The organism is Psychrobacter sp. CX10 (genome assembly GCF_057621575.2).
Genome location: NZ_CM177736.1, coordinates 1,685,047 through 1,709,734 on the forward strand (window position 1 = coordinate 1,685,047; position 24,688 = coordinate 1,709,734).

The following is a 24,688-nucleotide window of genomic DNA, read 5'->3' on the forward strand; positions in this document are numbered from 1 at the left end:
ACTTAATACTAATGTTACTTTGTTGACTAAATTGATACTTCAAGAATTATAATATCAACTTTGAAATAATTTGCAACATTTATTTAACCCAATTAATGATAATTATTCTTAATAAATATTTGTAATATAGAGTTTAATTTATTTAAGCAAAATTTATAGTTTTTATAACCTGTCTAATATTAATTAATTCAAATCGAGTGTTGAAGTTCATTCTTAATTCCATTTAAAGTCTAAAGATTTATCAACCTTTAAACTTATTGAGTTCGTTTTTACTGTTATTTACTTTTTAATAATATATAGTTTGATGCCATAAAAAAAGCTTCTGCAAAATAATATTTAGCAGAAGCTTTAAAGTTTATAAACGCACACTTTACTACATTAACTTTAGTTAAATATATAGTTTAGTTAACAATAAGTGGATCACAAAAATTAGCACTGTTTAAGCTTTAAACGCGCTGCATGTAATAAGGGCTCAGTATACCCACTTGGCTGCTCACGGCCTTTAAATACTAAATCACAAGCGGCTTGAAATGCGATAGAGTTTTCATAATCATCGGACATAGGCATATAGTTTGGATCCCCTTGGTTTTGCTCATCTACAACCTTAGCCATGCGTTTCATTGATTCCATAACTTGCTCTTCGGTAACAATACCATGATGCAACCAGTTCGCAATATGTTGGCTTGAAATACGCAAGGTGGCACGGTCTTCCATTAGACCTACGTTATTAATATCTGGAACCTTGGAGCATCCGACACCGTGATCAACCCAGCGTACAACATATCCTAAGATACCCTGCGCATTATTATCAAGCTCTTGGCGTTTATCCTCATCGCTCCAATTGGTATCTTTAGCCAATGGTATCGTTAATATATCATCAAGACTTGCACGTTCACGCCCTTTGAAGCTTTCTTGAACGTCTTGGACGTTGGTTTCATGATAATGAATGCTATGCAGCGTTGCCCCTGTTGGAGAAGGTACCCATGCAGTTGTAGCACCAGATTTTGGATGATTGGATTTGGTTTCAACCATCTCTTTCATTTCATCAGGTTTTGCCCACATCCCCTTACCGATTTGAGCACGACCTATAAGGCCTGTTTCGATACCAATATCTACGTTCCACTGCTCATACGCAGGTTGCCATGCTTGTGACTTCATCTCACCCTTACGTACAAATGGACCAGCATTCATACTGGTATGCATCTCATCACCGGTACGGTCTAGGAACCCTGTATTGATGAAAATAACACGCTCCTTAGCTTGACGGATACTTTCTTTTAGATTAACGGTAGTACGACGTTCTTCATCCATCACGCCCATCTTAATGGTATTTCGCTCTAGACCCAAAGCATCTTCTACAGCGGCAAATAAATCGTTCGCAAACTTCACTTCATCTGGACCATGCATTTTTGGTTTTACAATATACATTGAGCCTTTACGTGAGTTTGAGCGCTTGTTATTATTTTTAATATCGTTGATAGTTAATAATGGTGTAATTAAAGCATCCATAATACCTTCAAAGATCTCTTCTTGAGCTTCACCCAAATTAACTAATATGGCAGGGTTCTGCATTAAGTGACCCACATTTCTAATGAGCAATACAGCACGTCCTGGTAAAACCAACTTGCCGCCATCCGGCGTGGTATATTCACGATCAGGATTTAATTGACGGGTCAGCTCTTTATCTCCTTTGTAAAAGGTTTCGGTAAGATCCCCATTCATAAGACCGAACCAGTTGCGGTACGCTTCTACTTTCTCTTCAGCATCCACAGCTGCTACTGAATCTTCACAGTCTTGAATGGCAGTAATTGCAGACTCTAATAAGACATCCTTGATATGAGCAGGATCGTCTTGACCAACGGGATGATTAGCTTCGATCTGAATCTCAACATGTAGATTATTATTTTTAAGTAAAATACCGGTAGGGCTATCCTCTTGACCTACATACCCAACAAACTGAGCTGAATCAGCTAAATGAGTTTTGCTATCACCTTGTGAAATCACAAGACTACCATTTTCAATACTAAATCCAGTGACATTCGTATAACTACCCTCAGCCAATGCAAAGTGTTCATCTAAAAACGCTTTTGCATAAGCAACGACTTCCGCTCCACGTTTTGGATTGTAGCTGCTGCCCTTATCTTTACCATCGGCAGTATCTATCATATCAGTACCATATAACGCATCATAGAAACTCCCCCAACGCGCATTTGCTGCATTAAGGGCATAACGAGCATTACGTACTGGCACTACTAACTGTGGTCCAGGAATACTAGCAATTTCGGGGTCTACGTTTTCGGTAGATACTTGAAAGTCATCACCTTCCGGCAATAAGTACCCAATGTCTTTTAAAAATTGCTTATATTTAGGATAATCAATCTCACCTTCTTTAGCTGGGTTATTGAGATGCCACTCATCAATTTTTGATTGAAGTTCATCTCGTTTAGCAAGCAGCTCTTTATTGCGAGGTGTAAATTTCTTTAAGATATCCGCGAAGTTTTCCCAATATGCTTCTGAATCTACACCAACTCTTGGTAACACATCTTTTTCGATAAAATTATATAGCTCGCTATCGATTGCTAATATGCCTTTTTGAACGCGATTTTCATTATTATTTGTACAGTTACTCATGCTATCTAATCCTATAACGGTGAATGTAATTGGCAGTATTTTAAAGTATTCAATATGATAATTTTATATAAAAATCTAAACGTACTAATAGATTACATGCGTTTATAGCAGTAATTAAATGTATCAATAAGTCTTCATTGTTCATACTACTATCAAAGAGATAAATTAACAAGAAAGCGCCATTTCAATAAAAAATGTTTGGTCTTTATTGCTATGATAGTAGTCTATGAGCCTAATATTATTGAGGTTTTACAAAATTGTACTGATGAGTTCTAAAAATTAAACATCTATATAAGCTCACCTTATTTGTAAGAATTTAAGCGGACCTATGAACGCATAAAATTTGATACTATAAACCTTTATAAATATAGGGCGTGTTGGAGTATTCAGATATTGGGATTGCTGATAACTACCAATTAATCCAAGCTGTGTTCTAAACTAGGCGTTAATCGACGATAAAGCCCGTAACTTATTGTACCTTAGTTAGATTAACAATAACGTTTAGGGCAATTTTAGCATCAGCCCTGAGAACGGTTCTCGAGCAAAGCACTGCTTTGTCCGTCCGCAATGCGAGAGCTGTGCTCGAGAGGGGGTCAGGTCTATTTTTTGCCAATATATTGCAAAATTTTATAACCTAGAATGCTAGGTGTCGAAAATATTACTTCATATTGACTAAAAATAGCACCTGATAGTTCCACATTTAAATGCTCCACACGCCCCAGTATATTTTTTGATAATCCGTCTAACAAACGAGCAATTTTATGAATGAAATTATAATAAATGATAGTTTGATAAATGATAAAAGCAATACTATTTCAGCCCCAGCGAATACTGATATCTCACATATCCATGACTTTTTAGGTGCCCGTACTTCAAAGCGGTGGCTGGACGCAGCAATTAATGATTTACCCACGATTATCCAAGATCATGCTAATTGTGAAAAGAAAGCTGCAGGCACAGCAATGAACCTTATGTTCCGATATGAATTTCATCAAAACTTACAGTTGAAACTAGCACAGCTTATAAGAGAAGAGATGCTGCATTATGAGCAAGTAGTTAATATCATGAAAGAACGCGGTCAAAAGTGGGCGCACTTACCTGCCAGCCGCTACGCCAAAGGCATGCTAAAGTATAAGCGCACTTATGAGCCTGCTGCTATGATAGATGTACTTATTATTGGTGCATTTATTGAAGCGCGTTCTTGCGAGCGGTTTGCAGCGCTAAGTGAGGTTATAGATGATACAAGATTGGCAAAATATTATCGTTATCTTTTAAAGTCTGAGAGTCGTCATTATGAAGATTACCTGACTTTAGCGCGCTCTTTAGCGCCTGATAGTGGTTATGATATTGACTATGACACTATGTCAAAAACAATAAATAGTAGTTTCAACAAAGATATTAATACCTTGAATGTGGACCAGCGTATTCTTTTTTTTAAACAAGTTGAAGCAGATCTAATTACAAGTAGAGATAATGAACTTCGCTTCCACAGTGGTGTTCCTTCATAACCTCTTTTAAGCAAAATAAACTGATAACATAACTTAAAAAACAAAAAGTCAGCTCAATTGAGCTGACTTTTTAGGGTTAAGCTAATCATGAACAATGTTAGTTATTGTGCATAAACATTAACGTTCATCTGTATTTAATACGCGAGTTTGAGCATTATCTACAGTCGCATATCTATTTTGTTCGGTAATTTCATCACTTTGCGGCTCTTCAGTGATGTCGTTATTCGGATCATTTTTACTGATCGTGTCTTGGTTAACATTATCATCAAAAGGCGTACTACCTTGCTGATCTCTTCTGTCAGGCTGACGCGCAGGGTTATCACCTTGTTTGACATGCTCGCTATCAACCACATCGTTTGTTAGCGTATCAGTACCTTTATTCACTGTAGCATCTATATTTGCGTTTGAATCTACATGAGCATCAGATTTAATAGCATTTGCGTCGGTGTCTAGTGATTTATCGATAGGCGTTTTAATTAAATTGGGATCCTTCATTTGTTATATTCTTCCTAAATAGTTAAAAAGTTTGGAATGTATGGTTCTATGTAATCAAAGTTGTTAGTATTAGTAGACCTTGCTAAGTATTTTAAAGAGTCTATTATCAGGGACTGTTAATATAGTCTATAAATAGAGCCTATTAATAAAGCAAGACAACTAATCCTTATCATGGCGTCCGAGGTCATTCACATTAAGATCGCCAACGTTTTTACCAGCAGGGGGTAAACCACCATCTTTAACACGGCCATCTTCATAAACATCATCAGTTTCTTGAGAGGCTTGCTGAGGTCCATCAATTTTTGATTGATACTTAGTGCCCTCATAAGAACCAGGTTCTAAATCATCTTTTTTATCGTCTTCAACTTTAGTTTGATGCTGATCGATAGAAGGTAATTCGTTCACATCATCAGGACCGTTGTACGGTTTTTTAGGTTCGTCAAGGCCTGTTTCTACTTTAATAGTTTTATTTATTGACATACTTATTCCTATATTAAGTTTAAATAATACGTTTTAAAATTATCTGCAGAAAGTTTACGATGAAAATTATTAAGTCACATACATGGTTTAATGCAATATTATTATTTGAGACTAATTAGTAAAAACTTCAAATTTCAAAACATAGTTATACTACATTTTCAAACTATTTGTCCGTACGCAGTTCATCTTCTATGAAAGGAGTTTGTTCTTTTTCAGAGAGGTTCTCAGGTTCTTTAGCATCTGCATCTTTTAGGTTGTCTTCAACGCTATTTGGATTGACATCTTCTACAGATTGTTGAATATCTGATTTGTTCGCTTCATCATTTGATTTATTTGTCATAAGACCTATCCTTATAGTAAAAAGTTTTGTTTATTTAAAATTTATCAACTACTTTAGGTTTTAGAATTAGTGATAGTATATAAATTATATTAAAACTAACTAAGGCTTTAAACTATTGGAAACACGTAGCATTGTGTTTAATTATGTTGATAAAAAAGCAACTTTGTGAAACAAAGTTGCCTGTAAGAAAAGTCGCCTGTATGAGATATAAATAATTATTGAACACTTTTATCGCTAATCTATATATTAAAAGTTATTCTTTAATATAAGAGACGCCATTGATTGTATGTAGTAAATACTCTTGAGCAATAAAAGGCGCTTCTCCATCTTTTGGTGATAATTGATGCCAAGAACCATCCCCATGTAAAGACCAAGCTTGTACATTATCTTTTAAATAGCTTATCAAACCATCTTCAAATACCCGTTTAAATATTTTAGGGTCTTCAACTGGAAAAGCCACCTCTACTCGATGAAACAGGTTTCGGCTCATCCAATCCGCACTACCGCAGTACAAACGCTCATCTCCGTTATTGTAGAAATAATAGACACGCGTATGTTCTAAAAACCGACCCACTACCGAACGAACGGTAATATTTTCAGACAGCCCTTTTATTTGAGGGCGGATACAGCTCATGGAGCGTAATATAAGTTCAATTTTAACACCAGCTTGCGACGCATCATAAAGCCGATCAATTAGGTGACGCTCTGTTAGCGCATTACATTTCACTATTATATGTGCTTTTTTGCCCGCTTTTGCATGTTCTATCTCATCATCAATATATGAAAGCAGCGTACTATGTAAAGTGAATGGTGCATGTAACAACTTACTTACATTAGCCGCTTTACCCATACCTGTAAGCTCTTGGAAAATCTTATGAACATCTTCTGACATTTCAGGGTCTGAGGTAAATAAACCATAATCGGTATAAGCTTTGGCGTTACCTTCATGATAGTTACCCGTACCTAAATGAACATATCGGCGTATTTTGTTGTTTTCACGGCGGACCACAAGCATAAGTTTTGCATGCGTTTTATAACCCACAATACCATATACGACCACCGCCCCTGCTTCTTGTAACTCATTGGCAACTTCAATATTTGATGCCTCATCAAAACGCGCACGCAGCTCAATAATCGCTGTCACTTCTTTACCATTTCGAGCTGCTGTTTTAAGGGCTTCCACCAGCTCTGAATTATTAGCCGAGCGGTACAACGTTTGCTTTATAGCCAATACTTTTGGATCATGCGCCGCTTGACGTACGAAGTTCACTACAGGATTAAACGAGTCAAAAGGATGGTGAAGCAGCACATCGCCTCGTCTAATAACGGTGAACATACTTTCACCATTCTCGAACGCCTCTCTTCTAAATGGCTTAGGAATTGCGTGAGTGAAGGGTTCATAACGCAATTTTGGCACATCAAAATCAAATAATAACCGTGTCAAATTAACCGGGCCATTAACACGATATAGTTGATTGTCATGCAAGCCAAATTCTTCTAATAAATAATTGCTAATTTCAGGGGGACAATTGGTCGTAACTTCCAAGCGAACTTTATCACCAAAGCGTCGATTATCAAGCTCCCCTTCTAAGGCTTTAGCAATGTCTTCTACATCATCATCTAGCTCAAGGTCTGCATTGCGGGTTAAGCGAAATTGATGACAGCCGGTTACTGTCATTCCTGGAAATAGCTTGCTGACATATTCATGAATCACTGCTGAAAGCATGATGTGATGTTCTTTACCACCGGTGAGCTCATCAGGTAAGCGTATGACTCGAGGTAAGCTACGCGGCGCAGGTACCACTGCCAGATTAATATCACGGCCAAATGCATCTTTACCTTCTAGGCTTACAATAAAGTTGAGACTTTTGTTCACTAGGCGCGGGAATGGATGTGCAGGATCAATACTGATTGGCGTTAGTACGGGCATCACCTGCTCGATAAAATACTCTTTCATCCATTTAGACTGTTTTGGATTTAACTCATTTCGTTTTAAATAGCGGATGTCTTCCTTTGCTAACGCTGGCAAAATATCTTCATTAAGAATGCGATACTGCTCATCAATCGCTTTGTGTGCTATTACAGATATTTGATTTAATACTTTACCAGGGCTCATTTTGTCAGGCTTGGTAGAGATGTAGCCGTGGTTTAACTTTTGCATTAAGCCTGCCACTCTTATTTCAAAAAACTCATCCATATTGGACGAAAAAATAATTAGAAAAAACAGACGTTCTAGAAGCGGATGAAGAGGATTCTTAGACTGAGCCAATACCCTTAAATGAAATTGAAGCCAAGACAGCTCTCTATTAATGTAACAATTGGGAGAGTACGTACCATCTGCGTATCTTTTCCAGTCAATGACTGCTAATTCCATGTCTACAGTACCGCTTTGATTTGTACTAGATACCTCTGAAGCACTTGAAGATAAAGAACTGGGCGTAGAATTAGTTATATTTGCGACCCTTTGATCCAAAATTGTGTTGTTTTTGTTATTAGTTTTGGTTTTATTTTCAGGTGTTGTAGTCATCGTCTATCTCATCCTTTACCTATATTTAAATCAAGTAGTTGTATGGCTATAAATGTTCTTTATCAATCTATAATTAAAACTATACAAGGTATGCCTTCTATTTATATCTTATTAGTCAAAACTACAAACTACTATATTAGCATGTGAATATGACGCTTTTATATTGAATCGACCTCTTATGATATTATTGAGTCAACAAACTTTGTGCACATAAATGCACCGAATTAACTCACACGGTAAAGTAAAAATAGACAGATATTCATTTGCTTACTTATATGGCATATAACGATAATGGCCTATAAGGCCTATATAGACAATTGATTAAGGTAAGCTTGCACTACTCATACGCTTCATAATAATACGCTGTTTATTACGCAGACGTTTGGCATTCATATTATCTTGATAATACTTTGGATTGGTTAACATACTAATCAATAAAGCAGACTCATCACGATTTAAATCTCCGGCTGATTTGTTAAAATATTGATGTGCAGCAGCCTCTATACCATATATCCCATCACCAAACTCTGCCACATTAAGGTAGGCAGTCAAAATACGTTTTTTATCCCACATACTTTCAATCAAAAGGGTAATACTAGCTTCTATTCCTTTTCGAATGTAAGAACGATGGGAGGTCAGAAATAAGTTCTTAACCAGCTGCTGAGTAATGGTCGATCCGCCCGCAGAGACAGCGCCACTATCTTCATTTTTTTTCATTGCAGCCTCAATGCTTTTGATATCGAATCCATTGTGAGTGACAAATGTAGCATCTTCACTGGCTATTGCTGCTTGTTTTACAGATTTAGATATATTGTCGTATTCAACCCATTGTTGTTGCACCTCTCCCCCACTCAGCCTATGCGCTATCATAAACATACTATTGTTTATGGGCTGAGTTTTCCAAACCAATAATGACCCTACTACCAATAGATAAAAGGTCGTAACCAATAAAAATAACGACCAAAATAAGCGCTTTAAAATTTTAGATATTGCCGACATAGTATTTGGCTCAATTCACGATTTAATTTTATGATGATAAACTACGCTCAATCAGACAACTAGCTATTTATTATAATACGCTGTTTGAATTAAGCATATTGAATCGATTCATATTCTTGTCATTTATATTATTTAAGTATTTATGCATTAATATTTTATGCTCTCATTCTTAAAAAAGCCTATCTATATAAGCTCAAACAGCTAGTTAAACTATATAGGTCCATTATGTTAACTAAGGTAAAGTCATGACAGAGATTAAATCTACACATAATAATGATATTGAGCAAATTCGTGACCATATTCAGTCCCAATTAATGCATCAATATGATTCATCAGCAACTGAGTGTTTGGATAGCGATGCTTGGTGGCTACTGGGGACTAAAGGATGCCATCTGTGTGACGAGGCCGAAAAAACGCTTAGGCTATTTACGAATGTTAATCCTATCCCTATCCAAAAGGTAGATATTGCGGACTTAGAGACTACTTTCATGAATAAGTTCGCCTCCCACATACCCGTTATATTAACACCAATCACTCAGTTAAATTACCCCTTCTCTCTTGTCGATCTTCAAGCACTCAGTTAATCGTCGTTACGCTTTATAAGTTTAGGATTTTTATTTAGACTTAACACCCTGCATTTATTTAACACCAACTTACCTTCTAGAACTGTCAGCTATGCTAGAATAAAATTATTTTATGACTTAAAAAATGTGTCTATGACTATTAAAAATCTATTTAGCCAAACGCCCGTTACCGCTATTTTATTAAGCAGCTTTATTGCTCTGTTTATCATGCAATTGGCAATGGGGGTTGATATCAATCAGCCTACTATCGAATCTTTAATAGCTTGGGGTGCTAACGCACTCCCATTTTCTATGGGATTTGAGCCTTGGCGATTGCTAACCAGTGGCTTTTTGCATATAGGGTTGATGCATTTATTATTTAATGGGTTTGCAATGTACTACTTTGGACAAGTTGCTGAGGTCACATTTGGGTCTGTTAAATTCTTACTACTTTTTTTATTATCTGTCATTGGTGGAAACCTATTAAACAGTTATGTCACATGGTGGCAAATCATTAATGAAAATGGAGCGCCGGGTATATCAGCGGGTGCTTCGGGCGGTATCATGGGAATCGGTATGGCCCTACTTATGGTGGAGCTTCTAAAACGCACTCTCCTAAATTTCCCAAGTAAAGGCGGCAGCCCCCAGCTAAAAAGCTTGGCTATTGTCATGGGTATAAACTTAATGTATGGCTTTGCCGTTCCCGGAATCGATAACGCAGGTCACATTGGCGGTGCCATTACTGGTGCTATTCTGGCAGTAGGTATTATGGTAGGTTATCGGTATTCAAAATCTAACAATAACGCTACTTCAAAATTTCTACCCTGGTTGATATATTGTATTGTCGCCATTGTTTTTTATATATTATGGCAAAGCCTTCATAATCAGCTTATTTATTGATTTTAGGAACATTATTTATCATAAGACGGTTCTAATCTTAATCTGAAGTGCCATAATTGATTTAACGATTATCAACTTTGAATAATTATTCATATTTTATCGATTTGCTAAACCTTATTACCTCATAAAGAGTTCAATATGAAATTAATAACTTGTAAGACTGCTCTCGTGTTAACACTACTGACTGGTTTAACTATTTCAGCGCATGCACAGTCTTCTCTTAAAGCAGTTCCTGTACAAAAAAATGAGAACGGTCTAACCGTCGGCATTAATGCACAATACATTAAGAATGCTTATGACAGCGACAATAATGTTGCTATTTTACCAAGTTTGTTTTATGACAACGATAAAGTATATGCCCGTGGTAGCCAATTCGGTGCTTATATAATAAATGATGGCGCTAATGAGTTTGCAGGATATTTACAATTGGCTGGAGACCAATTTGATTCAGGTGATGCTAATGGAGCTTTAAGGCAACTTGATGATCGAGATGTCTCAATTATGGCGGGACTTAGCTACATGCGAACCACGCCTATTGGCGGATTCCGAGGTCAATTAGCGACTGATATAACTGGTAATAGTGAGGGTAGTCTTGCTAAACTCTCCTACATTGCTAGAATTAGTCCTGGTAATTGGACCATATATCCCAGTGCAGGATTAGAGTGGGTAGACTCAGATTTTAATGAGTATTACTATGGCATATCAAACGACGAATCAATAGTCTCAGGTATTAAACCTTATAAACCTGACTCAAGTGTAAGTCCATATATTACCCTAAATGGTATGTATGCACTTAACCAAGACTGGGACATATTTGTCGGTCAGACTCTGCGATACTTATCAAATGAGCAATATGACAGTCCGATGGTAGATGATAGGGTCAGCTCGCGTACGACACTGGGATTATTATATAAATTTTGATCTATTATCACTTATAGCATAGGGCGTGTCCCTATTTGGAGTATGAGGATAAAAATAAGACATATTTTTCACAAGCTAGGGTGTTTTTGCCAATTATATTGAAATATCAACCAAAAGTTAGACACTGTTTAGCGTAAATATAGTCATTTTTATGCCATTAATTATAAAAGTTCCAATTAGGGGCATGCCCTATTAGAACATTAGTATATGAAAGGACACTACGTGCAGAATACTCAGCAATTTAGAAGTAATACAGTCAATGAGCATTTAGTAATTGAGAACAATGAGTTTACAAATTCTGATTCTGAATCTGCTTTTGACTCAGGGTCATCCATACAGAGTCTATCAGGCTTATGGTCTTCTATAACGCATAAATTTAAATCGATGTATGGCAAAGCTGCCGATTCCGTTGATGATGAATTTTCACTTCCCGTGAGTCAGGAACAGGTCAATGACGCACTTAAAAAGTTTGTTACCGACAATGTCAAAGCCATACTCGAGTTACGATTAGAAATGCACGAGGGGTGGTTTAGATTATTTTGTACAATTGATATTAAAGGTATTTATACAGAAGTTGCCAGTAATTTTGAACTGGTTCATGTTCAAATTGATCGTGATGTACAGCGCTTTGTATTTGGTCAACTGACTTATACCGATGTTCTAAAGTTACGCTGTGATTCAATTTTTAAGCGTTATGGTATAAAGCTGCTCATATGGTTTTATCATAGTGTACTAAAAAGAGACCCCCTTGGTGTTATTTTGCACAAAATAAATATTGTTAAGCCAAAGGATAATATTTTGTATTTAGATATCAATCGCTGGCTTAAGCGCAATAAGAAAATTATGAGTACGCTTCATAAGGTACAAGTAAACTATGGCCTTGTTGAAGAAGAACAGCTGGTGCTAAAAACCAAAGTAAACGTACGTGATCTTATTGCCAATTCTAATGACCAGAATATAATTACCCCTGATGATGATCCAGAGCTTATGAAAGGCCCACTAAAACCTATAAAGGACGCGGTCAAACCACCTAAAGAATAATTGAAATTTAAGGTATAATTGAATGACACTCGGGTTTAAGTTTTTAGCTCGAGTTACAGTTTAAAGATCGCGTTACAGCTTTGCGCTTAAGTTTGGGTTTAAAGCTCGAAATATTGCCACATCCTTTTTAAATTTAATAAAGCAACCTTATTCACTCCAAAACCACCTCATTCGATTACTTTACCAGTAGTTCTCAACTGCGATATTACCGACGCCTCTTCGGTTCATCACCAAACCCATCTCTTTGAGTGTTTCTTTAGTATCCTCAACCATATCAGGATTACCGCAAAGCATAATATGCGAACTATCTTGTGCTAAAGACTCACCTGCATAGGTTTCAAGCTTGCCGCTTGTCAATAGTTTTGGTAGTCGATCATTTAAAGCACCTTCAACAGTTTCGCGAGTGACAATCGGTATAAAGGTGAATTTAGCCGGTGAGCTGACAAGTTCCCCAAAGTCCTTTTCAAGCGTATTGATTAGATCAATATATGCCAGCTCATCATAACTTCGGGCACTGTACGCCAAAATGATATGTTTGTAGTCTTCCCACGTTTTTAGATCTTGTAACATAGACAAGAATGGCGCTAAGCCCGTACCCGTGGCCAGTAACCAAAGATCTTTAGGTAGTGGCTCTTGATATCGTGCTAAAGTCAAAAATCCAAAAGGATTGGTATTCAACATCAGCTCATCACCTACTTGAAGGTGCTGTAATTGAGAAGTAAATGCGCCATCAGGTATGACGATTGAAAAGAACTCTAAGGTCTCATCATACGGGGAGGATACGATTGAATACGCACGAAAAATATCCTCGTTAGGCACTTTGTCAGCATTTCCACTTTCAATGTGAAATTTCAGTTGACTCGGATTAACACCCAAGCGCACAAACTGCCCTGCAGTGAATTTAAAGCTATGAGGACGACTGACTTTAAAACTGAATAAATTTGGCGTCCAAGTTGTTTTGGACATTACTACAACGCTTTGAATATTTTGAGTATCCGTAGTCATATTCATTACCTATATATTCTTGTATTCTTGTATTCTTATATTCTTATATTATTGTATTTTTATTTATGTCTTATATTAGGGTCTGTTGAACATTAAAATAAAAAAGCTTGCCGAGCGATAACGCCCTACAAGCTTAACATATTGCACTTTAAATCTCACGAAGCTGTAATTATACCTATTGTAAGAAACAACCCATCTTTATCAAACTCACTAAAACTAATAATTTTTTAGGCTAAGCGAGGTAAATGCCTTAACCGTTTAGAAGTTCGCTGAACATAGCTGATCAAACTACCAAATAACGGCTTGTGTGGCCCAAATAATTAAGTTATTAGGTAGAACACCAAAGTAAATCACAGTCAAAGTGGCTAGTATCACCATAAGGCCACCAGCTTGAATACCCCAGTGCCAGCGCGCATCAAACTCTATATTATCTTTCGGACGCTTAAATAGAGTCAGCATCACACGCAGATAGTAGAATAACCCTATCGCACTACCTAAGATAATCATGCCCGTTAATAACCATTCTTGAACTTGAACTGCCGCTAAAATGGCGAAAAACTTGGTTATGAAACCTGCCGTAAGAGGTATGCCTGCCATAGAAAGCAGTAAGACTGTCATGACACCCGTTAAAACAGGACGTTGCCAGAATAGCCCGCGGTAATGTAATAATTCTGACGCTTCACCCTCATCTTTATAAGTACTAGACATTAAGGTAATAACGCCAAATAAACCAATAGATGTTAACGCATAAATTGCCATATACATATTGGTGGTTAGATAAGCTGAAGGACCTAAACTCACAACCACAACCAAAACATAACCCATATGCGAAATAGATGAATAGCCCAATAAACGTTTAATATTAGTTTGACGCAGTGCCAATAAGTTGCCAAATAATATAGATAGTGTGGCGATAATCATCACGAGCATCTGAATTGAAGGCAGAGCTAAAACGGCGCTGTCGATAAAAAAGCGCAGCGCAAGTCCCATCATAGCAACCTTACTTACAGAAGCTAAATATGTCGCTACTGGCGCAGGCGCACCTTGATACACATCGGGTGTCCAAAGATGGAAAGGGGCGGCGGATAACTTAAACGCGACTCCAAAGGTCATCATAGCTGCGCCCAGAATCAGTATGGGAGAGTCCATAACGCCGACCAAAGCGGCACCAATTTCTTTGAAATCAAGAGTACCGGTCATTGCATAAATAAACGCCATACCCATAAGCATAGTTGCAGAAGCAGTGGCAGATAAAACCAAATACTTTAAACCAGATTCAAGTGAGCGATGACGCATAAACGTATAGGCAAGCATTCCATAAAGAGGTACTGAGAGTAGCTCTAAGCTCATAAAGAAAGAAGCTAAATTGTCAGCACTTACCATCAGTAGCGCACCAACAGTTGACAACAAGATTAATAAGTATAACTCTTCTTTATGATCTCTAAAGGTTCTAAAATAAGGGTACGCCAAAGTACAGCATGCTAACGATGATAAAAAGATCACCACCATATTAAACTGAGCGAAAGGATCGACTGTGAACATGGGCGTTTGAACATCTACAGCGGGAAGAGATACCCATCCAAACATCTGACCTATTAAGGTAAACAACCCAATATTAAGACCGACAACCGATAATGTACCTGTCAGAAAATGTGAACGCTTGGTAGCAATAGTTAGCATCACTACCAAAATAGTTACCACCACAATCAGTATCGGTAAAAATGGTGTCAAAGCAGGCCAATTCATTGAAATATAATTCATTAGCGCACCTCCCCTGCATTCACAGCAGACTGCAATGATTCGATGGCGTCAAAACTTATGACTTCATTAAACAGGTAAGCGTTATTGATCCACTGCATAGCATGGCTTGAGGTATCTAAGAAAACCTGTGGAAATAGGCCTAACCATACCAATCCGACTGCTAAAGATACCAATAAAAAGAGCTCGCGTTTATTCAAATCATAAAGCTTAATAGGTTTTTTGAGATCGATTTCATCGTCCGTATGGCTTGCCATCGTACCGTGTCCACTAGCAATAGCGATATGTTCAGGCACGGTTTTGTCTCCAAATAACGCTCTATATATAATAATTAATGAATATAATCCTGCCCAAACCAGGCTAAAGGTTGCTAATATAACGATGACAGGATATTGTTCAAACGAACCAATAAGAATTAAAAACTCACCTATAAAGTTACCTGTGCCAGGAATACCTAACAATGCTGCACAGAAGAACATAAGTAGCGGCGCAAAATATCTAAATTGACCCCACATACCGCCCATCAATGGCAATTCACGCGTATGCAAGCGCTCATATAATTGACCTGCCATAATAAATAATGCCGCAGATGATAAACCGTGCGCAAGCATTTGGATCATCAAACCTTGTAAGCTTATCAACGTGCCGGCATATATTGCTAATACCACAAACCCCATATGTGAGATACTGGTATACGCTAATAGACGTTTTATATCGGTTTGCATAAACGCAAGCCAAGCACCGTAAAATATACCTATTGCACCAAGAGTCATCGCTATTGGAGCAAAGTCTTGCGAGGCTTCTGGAAAAAATGGAAGGACAAAGCGAATTAATCCGTAAGCGGCGGTCTTAATTAGAATACCTGCTAAATCCACTGAACCCGCTGTAGGCGCTTGAGCATGAGCATCTGGCAACCAACCATGAAAAGGCATGACGGGTAGCTTTACCGCAAAGCCTATAAAGAAGCATAACATGATAGGATATTCCCATCCGCCAAGCTGAGTACCTAATAAATCGTTATAATTAAAGCTAAGTATGCCAGTCGATGTAAAGTTTATAATCACCAACAGCAAAATACCGACGAGCATGATAAGACCAGAAGCCTGCGTATATATAAAGAACTTAGTAGCTGCGTATTCTTTGGTTTTACCATTGGTGGCGTTATGACCCCAAATGGCTATTAGGAAATAGATAGGTACAAGCATCATCTCCCAAAAAAAGAAGAATAGGAATAAATCTATGGCTAAAAATACGCCAATTACTCCGCCCAAACTCCATAGTAAGTTTAGATGAAAGAAGCCAACGCGTCTTTGAATTTCACCCCATGAGCAGCCAACGGCCATGATTCCTAAAAATGCCGTTAACGACACCATCAATAAAGAAAGACCATCGATAGCTAAATGAAAGCGAATACCAAACGCATCAATCCAAGGTACATTAAATTCTGCAAACCACGGTAATTGAGAGGTCGGCGCAAGTACTTGTTCACTCATACCCGCAAAACCACCTTCATGCCATAACATTATGGATAAAATAAAGGTAATAATCATCCCTATTAAGGCTATCCAACGTGGGAGGCGCTTACTTATTTTTTCAACAAGCCAGCACAAAGTACCTGCAATAAAAGGTGTCGCTATTAAAGCCGGTAACATCCATGCTAATTGAAGTTCTGTCATATTAAATCACCGTCTTCATGACAAGTATCAACAACACTGCCATCCCTAATCCGAAACTTGTGGCATACCACCTTAGCGATCCAGTTTGCGTAGATGATATGACTTTATTCCCCGCTGATGCAAGCGCAGGCAATAGGTTCCAAGTCTTGTCTACGGGATCTGCTTTTAATAATTTGCCAATAAACAAAAATGGTTTTACAAATATTAGGTCAAATAAGGCATCAAAACCTAAACCGTGGTAACACCAATAATATATCGCTCCGCCAAAACTCGAATTCTTAAAGCGTGCCAACCATTTGCCGTTATTGAACGCATATAATAAGTACGCTATTAATAAACCAGCAGCCATGGCACCCATTGCTATGAATTCAGCGGTATGTTTGGCATGGGCGTCACCGGACAGTTCAAGCATGTGCCCTATGCTATTAGGTAATACGTCGTTTAATGGCGGGGATATTAAAGCACCCACTGCGGTAGACAATACTAAAAGAATGATGAGAGGAAGCTGGTATGAAATACCTGTAAGTTTGTGAGCATGCGTTTTCTCTTCACCGAAGAAAGTAAACCATATCATTCTAAAGGTATATAAAGAGGTTAAGAATGCGCCAAATACACCCAGATAAAATAGTATATGGTGACCACTGGCATAACTTTCCCATAATATGGCTTCTTTAGAATAGAACCCAACGGTTACCCAAGGTATAGCAGCTAATGCGCCGCCGCCAATAATAAAACACCAGAACACAAGTGGTATCTTTTTACGTAGGCCACCCATCTTGAATATATTTTGTTCGTGATGAACGGCAGTTATAACCGCCCCTGCTGACAAGAATAATAGCGCTTTAAAAAATGCATGCGTCATTAGGTGAAAGATTGCCCCTTGCCACGCGCCAACACCCAATGCTAAAAACATATAGCCAATTTGACTCATGGTCGAATACGCTAATATGCGTTTAATATCGGTTTGAGCTAACGCACATAACCCCGCTACGATAAGGGTAATAGCGCCTACTGCCCCTACCCAATACAATAAGATATTAGGGGTTAATATAAATAAGGGATGTAAACGCGCAATCAGATAGACACCAGCTGTGACCATGGTAGCTGCGTGAATTAATGCAGAAACCGGGGTTGGGCCTGCCATGGCATCTGCAAGCCAAGTATGTAATGGAATTTGTGCAGACTTACCCATAGCGCCACCAACAAGCATCATGGTGGCTAATACCAAAGTTGGATCGTTAGTTGCAAATTTAAGCGGCGCTTGAGTGATTATTTCTTGGATATTGAGGGTAGCAAACTCTCTAAATAATAAAAACAAACCAAAGGCCAAAAACACATCACCAATACGAGTGACAGTAAAAGCTTTAATAGCAGCTCGTCCATTGGCTCTGTCGTGATAATAAAAACCAATGAGTAGGTATGAGCAAATGCCTACCCCTTCCCAGCCTAAGTATAACAATAGAAGATTGTCTGCTAAGACTAACAATATCATGCTAGCTACGAATAGATTCATATAACTAAAGAAGCGCACGTAGCCAGGATCACCCTGCATGTACCATGATGCGAACAAATGGATTAAAAAACCAACTCCAGTTATAACGCCCAACATAGTGAGAGCCAGTCCATCAAAATCAAGACCAAACCTAGGTGCAAAATCGCCAACTTGCAACCACGTCCATAGCGGAATATTGATGACCGTACTTGCATCATTCATAGATAAATAGCTCATTGATGCGACCAATGCACACAATGCGGACAGACCCATACTACCTACACCGAGCCATTTAGCTGCATCCTGCGATAATCTATCACGCATAACGGAGAGTATTAAAAAACTAAAGGCGGGAAATATAAAGGTTAACGCTAAGAAACTCATATCATTAACCCCTCATCTCATTAGCCGTGTCAATATCTAAATGACTTCGGCGATGATAAAACTGTAATAATATTGCAAGCCCAAGTGAGGCTTCAGCCGCAGCCAATGTCAAAATAAATATGAACATAACTTGACCATCTGCGCCTATCCATCGACTACCCGCAACAATAAAAGCCAAACCAGCAGCACTCATCATAATCTCTAAGCTCATTAGCATGAATAAAAAATTGCGGCGTACCATAACACCGCACAAGCCAATAGCGAATATGATTGCAGCCAATACCAGTCCATGCTCCATTGGAATAACACCAAGCATAGCGTTGTCTACCCCTACTACTTGTTGCTCGCCTTGTATGGCCTCGACCTGAACTGCGGCTTGATTTCCCGAACTTTCAGAAACCCCAGAAGTTTCATCTAAATGTGCGTCATGTGCAGATGAGGAATGAATAGCTGATTGGTTATCATTTTGATTAATAGCAGCCTGATTAGTAGTAGCTATTACCGTAGTAGAGGTTGCATTTGACATTAGCTATCCTCCTTTTTCTGCAACTTCATATTGGCTGATTGCTGTGATTGAGCCGTTTTAAATTGCTTTGCGTCGATAGGCTTATATTCGTAGTATTTATTTATATATTCTTTCTTATCAGCACCTTGAGGATCATTCTCATCGCTTAATGCTCGTTTACCCAAATGGTAAGCGGCAACCAAAGCGGCTAACAACAACAGCGCCGCTACTTCAACTAATAGTAAATATTCACTAAATAAACTGATACCTACTAGCTTTGCTGACACCGTACCATTGCCTATCATCGCACCTTGTATGGGTTGACTGCTGATTGTGCCATGTCCCTCAATGGTTAACATAGCAAATAAAACAATTGCAATAATTACGGTGAGACCAGTAGGCACAGCCCACACATCTGATGACAGCCATCTGGCTTCTCTAGCATCATTTTTGATACCTAAATTTAGCATCATAATGACAAATACAAATAGCACAAGAATTGCACCAGCATATACTATAACTTGTAAGGCGCCTGCGAACGGCGCACCAAGAATAAAGAATATACCCGCTAAGGATAGCAATGTCACAATCATCGATAGAATGGCGTGAACAGGACTTGCGAGCATAATGACACGTAAACTTGCTATTATTGCTACCAATCCTAACGCATAAAACCCTACCAATGCGGTATTATCGAACCAGTGAAGCCAACTCATGGCAATAGACTCCTTAGATCAATAGGCTCTGCTTCATTTTGTGCAGCACCTTTAGGCTTGTCTTTTATCGCCATACCACTTACACGATAATAGTTATAATCAGGATATTTGCCGGGTCCTGAAATCAAAAGATGTTCTTTTTCATAGACTAAATCTTGACGGACATACTCTCCCAGCTCAAAATCTGGTGTCAGCTGAATCGCTGTGGTGGGACAAGCTTCTTCACACATGCCGCAGAAGATACAACGTGAAAAGTTAATACGAAAAAACTCTGGATACCAGCGCCCATCTTCACGTTCCGCCTTTTGTAATGAAATACAAGCCACTGGACAGGCAACAGCACACAAGTTACATGCAACGCACCGCTCGTCACCATCAGGATCGCGTGTTAAAACAATGCGACCTCTAAAGCGTGGCGGTACAGGGACAGGCTCTTCAGGATATAAAATGGTGTCTCTGGGTCTAAAGGCATGACTATTTACCATCCACATTGATCGAATGATGGTAAACATACCCACAACTGTATTTTTTATCACTTTAAACATGTTAACTTCTCTTTGTTAACTTCTCTTAGTACGCTAAGAGTGAGTGCTATAGGGCTGCTAAAAATTTAAAACTCTATTAAGTGGCTGAAATTAGAATAAGTGCCGCAGTAATTAAGAGGTTTATTAAGGTGACAGGTAAACAAACCTTCCATCCAAAATTCATGACTTGATCATATCGTGGACGCATTAGCGAGCCACGTGCTAAGACAAACATCGTCATAAAGAATAAAGTTTTTATAATGAACCAAAAAGCAGGGGGTAAAATAGTAAATCCTAAACTTAATGGCGCATCCCAGCCCCCAAAAAATAGACACGTCATTAATGCTGATATGAGTACAACATTGACGTATTCACCAATGAAAAACATACCAAATTTCATACCTGAGTATTCAACATGATAGCCTTCAGCAAGTTCTTGTTCAGCTTCGGGTTGATCAAAAGGATGTCTGTGAGTGACAGCAACGCCTGCCACAACGAACGTAAGAAAGCCTAAAAACTGCGGGAAAATATTCCAATGCCAAAATCCGCCTGTCTGAGCCACAACAATTTCACGTAAATTAAATGATCCTGTAATGGCAACGACGCCCATCAATGATAGCCCTAAGAATACCTCATAACTGATGGTTTGTGCCGCAGATCGCAGTCCCCCTAGCAACGAGTATTTGTTTTCAGACGCCCATCCCCCGAACATCACGGCATAAACAGCCATACCCGCCATAGCAAAAAAGAACAATATACCAATGTTCCAATCTGCGGCGCCTAATGTTGGCGATACCGGGATAATTGCAAATGAGGCCAGAGCGGTGAACATCGCAATAGCTGGCGCTAGAACAAACATAAATTTGTCAGCAAATTTTGGCGTCCAATCTTCTTTAAAGAAGATTTTTAGCATATCTGCTACCAATTGCAAAGAGCCCCAAGGCCCTACACGGTTTGGGCCATAACGATCTTGCCAAAGTGCCAGCATACGGCGCTCATAGATAATCATAAGCGCGGCGACGATAACGACTGATAAAAATATCACTAAAGACTGTGCGACCATAAATACCGTCGTCCATGCCTCAATTGACATATTTAAAAAACTAGGCACATCAGGGATTATACGAGTAACTTGCATATTAGACTCCCTGTCCATCAAGTTCGGATGGGTTAGCAGGCTTAACAATGCTATCTACTTGGGGTGGATCAATTTTTACGACAGATGCAGGTAAATGTCCATGTAATATAGGAACTTGACCTACCGGATACCCGATACAGCCTTCAGCGACATATGGAATAACTTTGACTGGAAGCTCTATGCGCTGAGAATCTATGGTCACGGCAAGCCAATCATCTGTTTGTACCTGCCAATGCTCGGCATCATCTGAATTAATATAAAAGGCTGGATTGTCTATTTGTGCAGCTACTACTGGACTACGCTGCGCCATAATAGAACTACCATACAAATTATAAATAGGAACAAGCTTGGCTTGGCCGTGGAAAATACTGGTTTTGATTGGCTGTGTTGATTGAGGACGTATATATTCACGCATTGAAAGCTTTTCACTGTCATCTATCAAATCGAATAAGCGTATACCTGGATCCCCTTGCTTGAGGCTACCACCCACTTCTTTTTGATATTTATTCCAAGCTTGAGGAGAGTTCCATCCCGGAGCTTGCGCAAATGGAATTAATGGACTTGGCGTCAACTCACCACTATATCCTTCCATAGAGTAAGTCAAAGGCGTATCGGGATCTTTAGGCTGCATCGGTTCATGCACTGAGATATGCGCACGCATCGCGGTTCGTCCTGAATAACGTCTCGGCTCTCGAGCAATTTTAAGCCCTGAGATGCGGTGATCAGCACTTGGTGCAGCGGCTCTGATGGCTTGAAGATTTGGATGTGTGTTGATAAGTTCATTGATGACGTCATCAAGCTGAGTCCAATCTAAAGGTAATTCATTCAAAGTTGTCTCTACAGCATGCAGCCATCGCCATCCTTCTTTAATACTGCATTTTGCATCGTAATAGCTTGGCTCATACACTTGGAAGAACCGCTGAGCACGGCCCTCTGATGACACCATGGTTCCATCTGCTTCGGCAAAGCTTGCTGCAGGTAAAGCAATATCAACAAATTTATGCCAATACAAACTTTGATGATCTAAAGCAATAACGGTTTTATCATGTAAAAGTTTGGCTAACCTATCAATATTGATAGCATCTGTGAGCTGATTCTCAGCCACCACGAGTGCATCAAAGTCTTCGGCCAATAGCTCTTCTACAGGCTTACCGCCCAGCATACAAACGCCCATACTATTGACATCGCTAACGCACAGATATAGTCCTGCTTGTTTATAATAATAGTGATTTGGCTCTTTAAGATCTAAATCATGTTTGTCTTCTGCGCTACGCTCTGTATTATCTTTACGAGTCTCTTTCGCGGTTTGAGCATCCAACTCTTTATCTTCTTCCGGCTGCTGTGATACCGCTTGAGCTCGAACTTTGGCATTATGCACTTCAATTTGCTCTAGCTCATAAGTTTTAATAGCTTCACGCTTTTTAGTTAAGCTTTGAGCGATTTGAGCCGATGCTTCTAGAATTGAAATTTTGTATTGACCCGTACCCGAAATAACCAAAGGTTTATTCGCGGTCACTAAATCAAGTGCTATTTGATTGGCCAACTCAATCATTGGGTTGTCGGTATCTGATTGTATGTCTTGAGGTTCTATTTCTTGTGACTTTATATCTTTAGACTCTACATCTTGAGACTCTATATCTTCTGATTTGATGGCATTAATATCGTTCGATAGTGAATTTATCGCATCTGCTACAGCAAATCCAAGATCTGCGATATCTTCAGGTGTCGCCACACAACTTATTTTGCTTATATCATCAAGTTTGGTCTGTACAGTATCAGCGATATAGACGGGGCTTAACTGTTTTTGGCCAATCCGCTGGACTGGTTCAGCTAGCCATTCTTGAGTTTTAAGCGCTTCTGCCATTTTAACTTTTTTGTTTTTTGCAGCTTGTCGTACTGCTAGTGCAACACGGGCGCTTGTTTGGGTAATATCTTCACCTAGGATGAAAACTGCATCATGAGATTCTATCTCAGTAATACTTGGATTATGTATACCTTGGGTGGATAAAATTTCGATAGATTTTTCGACAAGTGCTTGCTGATGGCTATTAAAGCCCGTAGAGAAATTATTAAATCCTACCAGTTTTTTCAATGCAAAATTAGTTTCAAGACTTGCACGTGGCGAACCAATTCCGATAATTTTCTTATCTTTTAATCGTTTGACGGTTTCATCAAGCGCATAATTAACATTAATTTTAACATGCTTATCATTGATACGCTCTATGGCCTGAATAGGACGGTCTTCACGATTAACATAACCGTAACTAAATCGGCCAAGATCACATAAAAAATATCGATTCACTTCACCATTGTATCTATTTTCGATACGGCGCAGCTCACCATAGCGTTCACCGGCTGAAATATTACACCCTGCAGAACACCCTTGACAGATACTGGGGCCGTACTGCATGTCCCATTTTCTATTATAACGATCTGAATGAGTTTGATCCGTGAATACACCTGTAGGACATACTTCGGTTAGGTTGCCAGAAAACTCGCTTTCAAACTGACCATTTTGATCTCGACCAAAATAGACTCGATTGCTTGAAGCATATACGCCCAAGTCAGTACCACCTGCATAATCTTTATAAAATCGCACACAGCGATAACAGGCGATACAGCGGTTCATCTCATGCGCTATGAATGGGCCCAAATATTGATTGTGATGCGTACGTTTGGTAAATCGATACCGGCGTTTATTATGACCCGACATATACGTCATGTCTTGTAGATGACAATGTCCGCCTTCTTCGCAAGTTGGGCAATCGTGGGGATGATTAGTCATCAAAAACTCAACGATAGACTTACGAAACTCAACCGCTTCCTTATCATCTACTGAGATATACATGTTATCAGTAGGCGCGACCATACACGACATGACCAATCGGCCTTTGCCAGCTGCCGCATCTTCTTTATTATTAAATTGTTTGACTGCACACTGTCGACATGACCCAACTGAGCCAAGCGCGGGGTGATAGCAGAAATAAGGCACATCGATACCCAGCGACAGACACGCTTCTAATAAGTTGTCTGCACCGTTTACCTCGACCTGCTTACCGTCAATATGTATGACCGCCATGCCTGT

Annotated in this window: 20 protein-coding genes; 5 read left to right on the forward strand and 15 right to left on the reverse strand. The window is 38.9% G+C overall.

The window, feature by feature from the left end; all coding sequences use genetic code 11:
* Positions 1-429 precede the first annotated feature (429 nt).
* Positions 430-2,631, reverse strand: coding sequence for a malate synthase G (locus tag AC21OH_RS06860; protein WP_487371417.1), 2,202 nt, complete (start codon positions 2,629-2,631; stop codon positions 430-432).
* 761 nt (positions 2,632-3,392) lie between these two features.
* Here AC21OH_RS06860 and AC21OH_RS06865 point away from each other — a divergent pair.
* Positions 3,393-4,139, forward strand: coding sequence for a MiaE family protein (locus tag AC21OH_RS06865; protein ID WP_487371418.1), 747 nt, complete (start codon positions 3,393-3,395; stop codon positions 4,137-4,139).
* A gap of 117 nt (positions 4,140-4,256) precedes the next feature.
* Here AC21OH_RS06865 and AC21OH_RS06870 read toward each other — a convergent pair whose 3' ends face one another.
* The 5 genes from AC21OH_RS06870 to mtgA all read right to left on the reverse strand — a co-directional run bounded on the left by AC21OH_RS06870 (position 4,257) and on the right by mtgA (position 8,980).
* Complete coding sequence (locus AC21OH_RS06870; RefSeq protein WP_487371419.1) at positions 4,257-4,634, reverse strand: hypothetical protein; 378 nt, start codon at positions 4,632-4,634, stop codon at positions 4,257-4,259.
* Positions 4,635-4,793: 159 nt separating this feature from the next.
* Positions 4,794-5,114: a hypothetical protein gene (locus AC21OH_RS06875; RefSeq protein ID WP_487371420.1), complete on the reverse strand. Its 321-nt coding sequence runs from the start codon at positions 5,112-5,114 to the stop codon at positions 4,794-4,796.
* 163 nt (positions 5,115-5,277) lie between these two features.
* The gene (locus tag AC21OH_RS06880) at positions 5,278-5,454 is read right to left on the reverse strand and encodes a hypothetical protein (RefSeq protein WP_487371421.1); all 177 of its coding nucleotides are present in this window, start codon (positions 5,452-5,454) and stop codon (positions 5,278-5,280) included.
* A 253-nt stretch (positions 5,455-5,707) separates the two neighbouring features.
* A complete protein-coding gene (ppk1, locus tag AC21OH_RS06885; RefSeq protein ID WP_487371428.1) occupies positions 5,708-7,828 on the reverse strand; it encodes a polyphosphate kinase 1 in 2,121 nt (706 codons plus the stop codon).
* A 474-nt stretch (positions 7,829-8,302) separates the two neighbouring features.
* A complete protein-coding gene (mtgA, locus tag AC21OH_RS06890; RefSeq protein ID WP_487371422.1) occupies positions 8,303-8,980 on the reverse strand; it encodes a monofunctional biosynthetic peptidoglycan transglycosylase in 678 nt (225 codons plus the stop codon).
* A gap of 245 nt (positions 8,981-9,225) precedes the next feature.
* On the opposite strand from mtgA, the gene AC21OH_RS06895 reads away from it, so the two are divergent.
* The 4 genes from AC21OH_RS06895 (at position 9,226) to AC21OH_RS06910 (ending at position 12,405) form a co-directional block, all read left to right on the forward strand.
* Positions 9,226-9,564: a glutaredoxin family protein gene (locus AC21OH_RS06895; protein WP_487371423.1), complete on the forward strand. Its 339-nt coding sequence runs from the start codon at positions 9,226-9,228 to the stop codon at positions 9,562-9,564.
* A gap of 132 nt (positions 9,565-9,696) precedes the next feature.
* Positions 9,697-10,443: a rhomboid family intramembrane serine protease gene (locus AC21OH_RS06900; protein WP_487371424.1), complete on the forward strand. Its 747-nt coding sequence runs from the start codon at positions 9,697-9,699 to the stop codon at positions 10,441-10,443.
* Positions 10,444-10,581: 138 nt separating this feature from the next.
* Positions 10,582-11,364 (forward strand): MipA/OmpV family protein, encoded by a 783-nt coding sequence (locus tag AC21OH_RS06905; protein WP_487371425.1) that lies wholly within the window; start codon positions 10,582-10,584, stop codon positions 11,362-11,364.
* A gap of 222 nt (positions 11,365-11,586) precedes the next feature.
* Positions 11,587-12,405 (forward strand): hypothetical protein, encoded by an 819-nt coding sequence (locus AC21OH_RS06910; RefSeq protein ID WP_487371426.1) that lies wholly within the window; start codon positions 11,587-11,589, stop codon positions 12,403-12,405.
* A 180-nt stretch (positions 12,406-12,585) separates the two neighbouring features.
* Here the strand turns inward: AC21OH_RS06910 and AC21OH_RS06915 are convergent, their stop codons facing one another.
* From AC21OH_RS06915 to nuoG, 9 genes are all read right to left on the reverse strand, one after another.
* On the reverse strand, positions 12,586-13,410 hold the full coding sequence (locus tag AC21OH_RS06915; RefSeq protein WP_487371427.1) for a ferredoxin--NADP reductase: 825 nt from the start codon (positions 13,408-13,410) through the stop codon (positions 12,586-12,588).
* A gap of 288 nt (positions 13,411-13,698) precedes the next feature.
* On the reverse strand, positions 13,699-15,171 hold the full coding sequence (gene nuoN, locus AC21OH_RS06920) for an NADH-quinone oxidoreductase subunit NuoN (protein WP_486534878.1): 1,473 nt from the start codon (positions 15,169-15,171) through the stop codon (positions 13,699-13,701).
* Positions 15,171-16,844 carry an NADH-quinone oxidoreductase subunit M gene (gene nuoM / locus AC21OH_RS06925; RefSeq protein ID WP_487370229.1) on the reverse strand — a complete coding sequence of 558 codons (1,674 nt, stop codon included), beginning with the start codon at positions 16,842-16,844 and terminating at the stop codon, positions 15,171-15,173. The genes nuoN and nuoM overlap by 1 nt, the downstream gene beginning before the upstream one ends.
* 1 nt (position 16,845) lies before the next feature.
* On the reverse strand, positions 16,846-18,720 hold the full coding sequence (nuoL, locus tag AC21OH_RS06930; protein WP_487370228.1) for an NADH-quinone oxidoreductase subunit L: 1,875 nt from the start codon (positions 18,718-18,720) through the stop codon (positions 16,846-16,848).
* A gap of 4 nt (positions 18,721-18,724) precedes the next feature.
* On the reverse strand, positions 18,725-19,036 hold the full coding sequence (gene nuoK, locus AC21OH_RS06935) for an NADH-quinone oxidoreductase subunit NuoK (RefSeq protein ID WP_487370233.1): 312 nt from the start codon (positions 19,034-19,036) through the stop codon (positions 18,725-18,727).
* A gap of 209 nt (positions 19,037-19,245) precedes the next feature.
* On the reverse strand, positions 19,246-19,941 hold the full coding sequence (gene nuoJ, locus AC21OH_RS06940) for an NADH-quinone oxidoreductase subunit J (RefSeq protein ID WP_486534875.1): 696 nt from the start codon (positions 19,939-19,941) through the stop codon (positions 19,246-19,248).
* Positions 19,938-20,486 carry an NADH-quinone oxidoreductase subunit NuoI gene (gene nuoI, locus AC21OH_RS06945; protein WP_486534874.1) on the reverse strand — a complete coding sequence of 183 codons (549 nt, stop codon included), beginning with the start codon at positions 20,484-20,486 and terminating at the stop codon, positions 19,938-19,940. Before nuoI ends, nuoJ begins: the two co-directional genes overlap by 4 nt.
* Positions 20,487-20,562: 76 nt before the next feature.
* Positions 20,563-21,558 carry an NADH-quinone oxidoreductase subunit NuoH gene (nuoH, locus tag AC21OH_RS06950; RefSeq protein WP_487370232.1) on the reverse strand — a complete coding sequence of 332 codons (996 nt, stop codon included), beginning with the start codon at positions 21,556-21,558 and terminating at the stop codon, positions 20,563-20,565.
* Between the two features lie 46 nt (positions 21,559-21,604).
* On the reverse strand, positions 21,605-24,682 hold the full coding sequence (gene nuoG / locus AC21OH_RS06955; RefSeq protein WP_487370227.1) for an NADH-quinone oxidoreductase subunit NuoG: 3,078 nt from the start codon (positions 24,680-24,682) through the stop codon (positions 21,605-21,607).
* Between the last annotated feature and the right edge of the window lie 6 nt (positions 24,683-24,688).

Excerpts from the sequence above, each read along its gene's own strand:
- AC21OH_RS06860 (WP_487371417.1), bottom strand. The coding sequence starts at position 2,631 with ATGAGTAACTGTACAAATAATAATGAAAATCGCGTTCAAAAAGGCATA.
- AC21OH_RS06865 (WP_487371418.1), top strand. The coding sequence starts at position 3,393 with ATGAATGAAATTATAATAAATGATAGTTTGATAAATGATAAAAGCAAT.
- AC21OH_RS06870 (WP_487371419.1), bottom strand. The coding sequence starts at position 4,634 with ATGAAGGATCCCAATTTAATTAAAACGCCTATCGATAAATCACTAGAC.
- AC21OH_RS06875 (WP_487371420.1), bottom strand. The coding sequence starts at position 5,114 with ATGTCAATAAATAAAACTATTAAAGTAGAAACAGGCCTTGACGAACCT.
- AC21OH_RS06880 (WP_487371421.1), bottom strand. The coding sequence starts at position 5,454 with ATGACAAATAAATCAAATGATGAAGCGAACAAATCAGATATTCAACAA.
- ppk1 (WP_487371428.1), bottom strand. The coding sequence starts at position 7,828 with ATGGAATTAGCAGTCATTGACTGGAAAAGATACGCAGATGGTACGTAC.
- mtgA (WP_487371422.1), bottom strand. The coding sequence starts at position 8,980 with ATGTCGGCAATATCTAAAATTTTAAAGCGCTTATTTTGGTCGTTATTT.
- AC21OH_RS06895 (WP_487371423.1), top strand. The coding sequence starts at position 9,226 with ATGACAGAGATTAAATCTACACATAATAATGATATTGAGCAAATTCGT.
- AC21OH_RS06900 (WP_487371424.1), top strand. The coding sequence starts at position 9,697 with ATGACTATTAAAAATCTATTTAGCCAAACGCCCGTTACCGCTATTTTA.
- AC21OH_RS06905 (WP_487371425.1), top strand. The coding sequence starts at position 10,582 with ATGAAATTAATAACTTGTAAGACTGCTCTCGTGTTAACACTACTGACT.
- AC21OH_RS06915 (WP_487371427.1), bottom strand. The coding sequence starts at position 13,410 with ATGACTACGGATACTCAAAATATTCAAAGCGTTGTAGTAATGTCCAAA.
- nuoN (WP_486534878.1), bottom strand. The coding sequence starts at position 15,171 with ATGAATTATATTTCAATGAATTGGCCTGCTTTGACACCATTTTTACCG.
- nuoM (WP_487370229.1), bottom strand. The coding sequence starts at position 16,844 with ATGACAGAACTTCAATTAGCATGGATGTTACCGGCTTTAATAGCGACA.
- nuoL (WP_487370228.1), bottom strand. The coding sequence starts at position 18,720 with ATGAGTTTCTTAGCGTTAACCTTTATATTTCCCGCCTTTAGTTTTTTA.
- nuoK (WP_487370233.1), bottom strand. The coding sequence starts at position 19,036 with ATGCTTGGTGTTATTCCAATGGAGCATGGACTGGTATTGGCTGCAATC.
- nuoJ (WP_486534875.1), bottom strand. The coding sequence starts at position 19,941 with ATGAGTTGGCTTCACTGGTTCGATAATACCGCATTGGTAGGGTTTTAT.
- nuoI (WP_486534874.1), bottom strand. The coding sequence starts at position 20,486 with ATGTTTAAAGTGATAAAAAATACAGTTGTGGGTATGTTTACCATCATT.
- nuoH (WP_487370232.1), bottom strand. The coding sequence starts at position 21,558 with ATGTCAATTGAGGCATGGACGACGGTATTTATGGTCGCACAGTCTTTA.
- nuoG (WP_487370227.1), bottom strand. The coding sequence starts at position 24,682 with ATGGCGGTCATACATATTGACGGTAAGCAGGTCGAGGTAAACGGTGCA.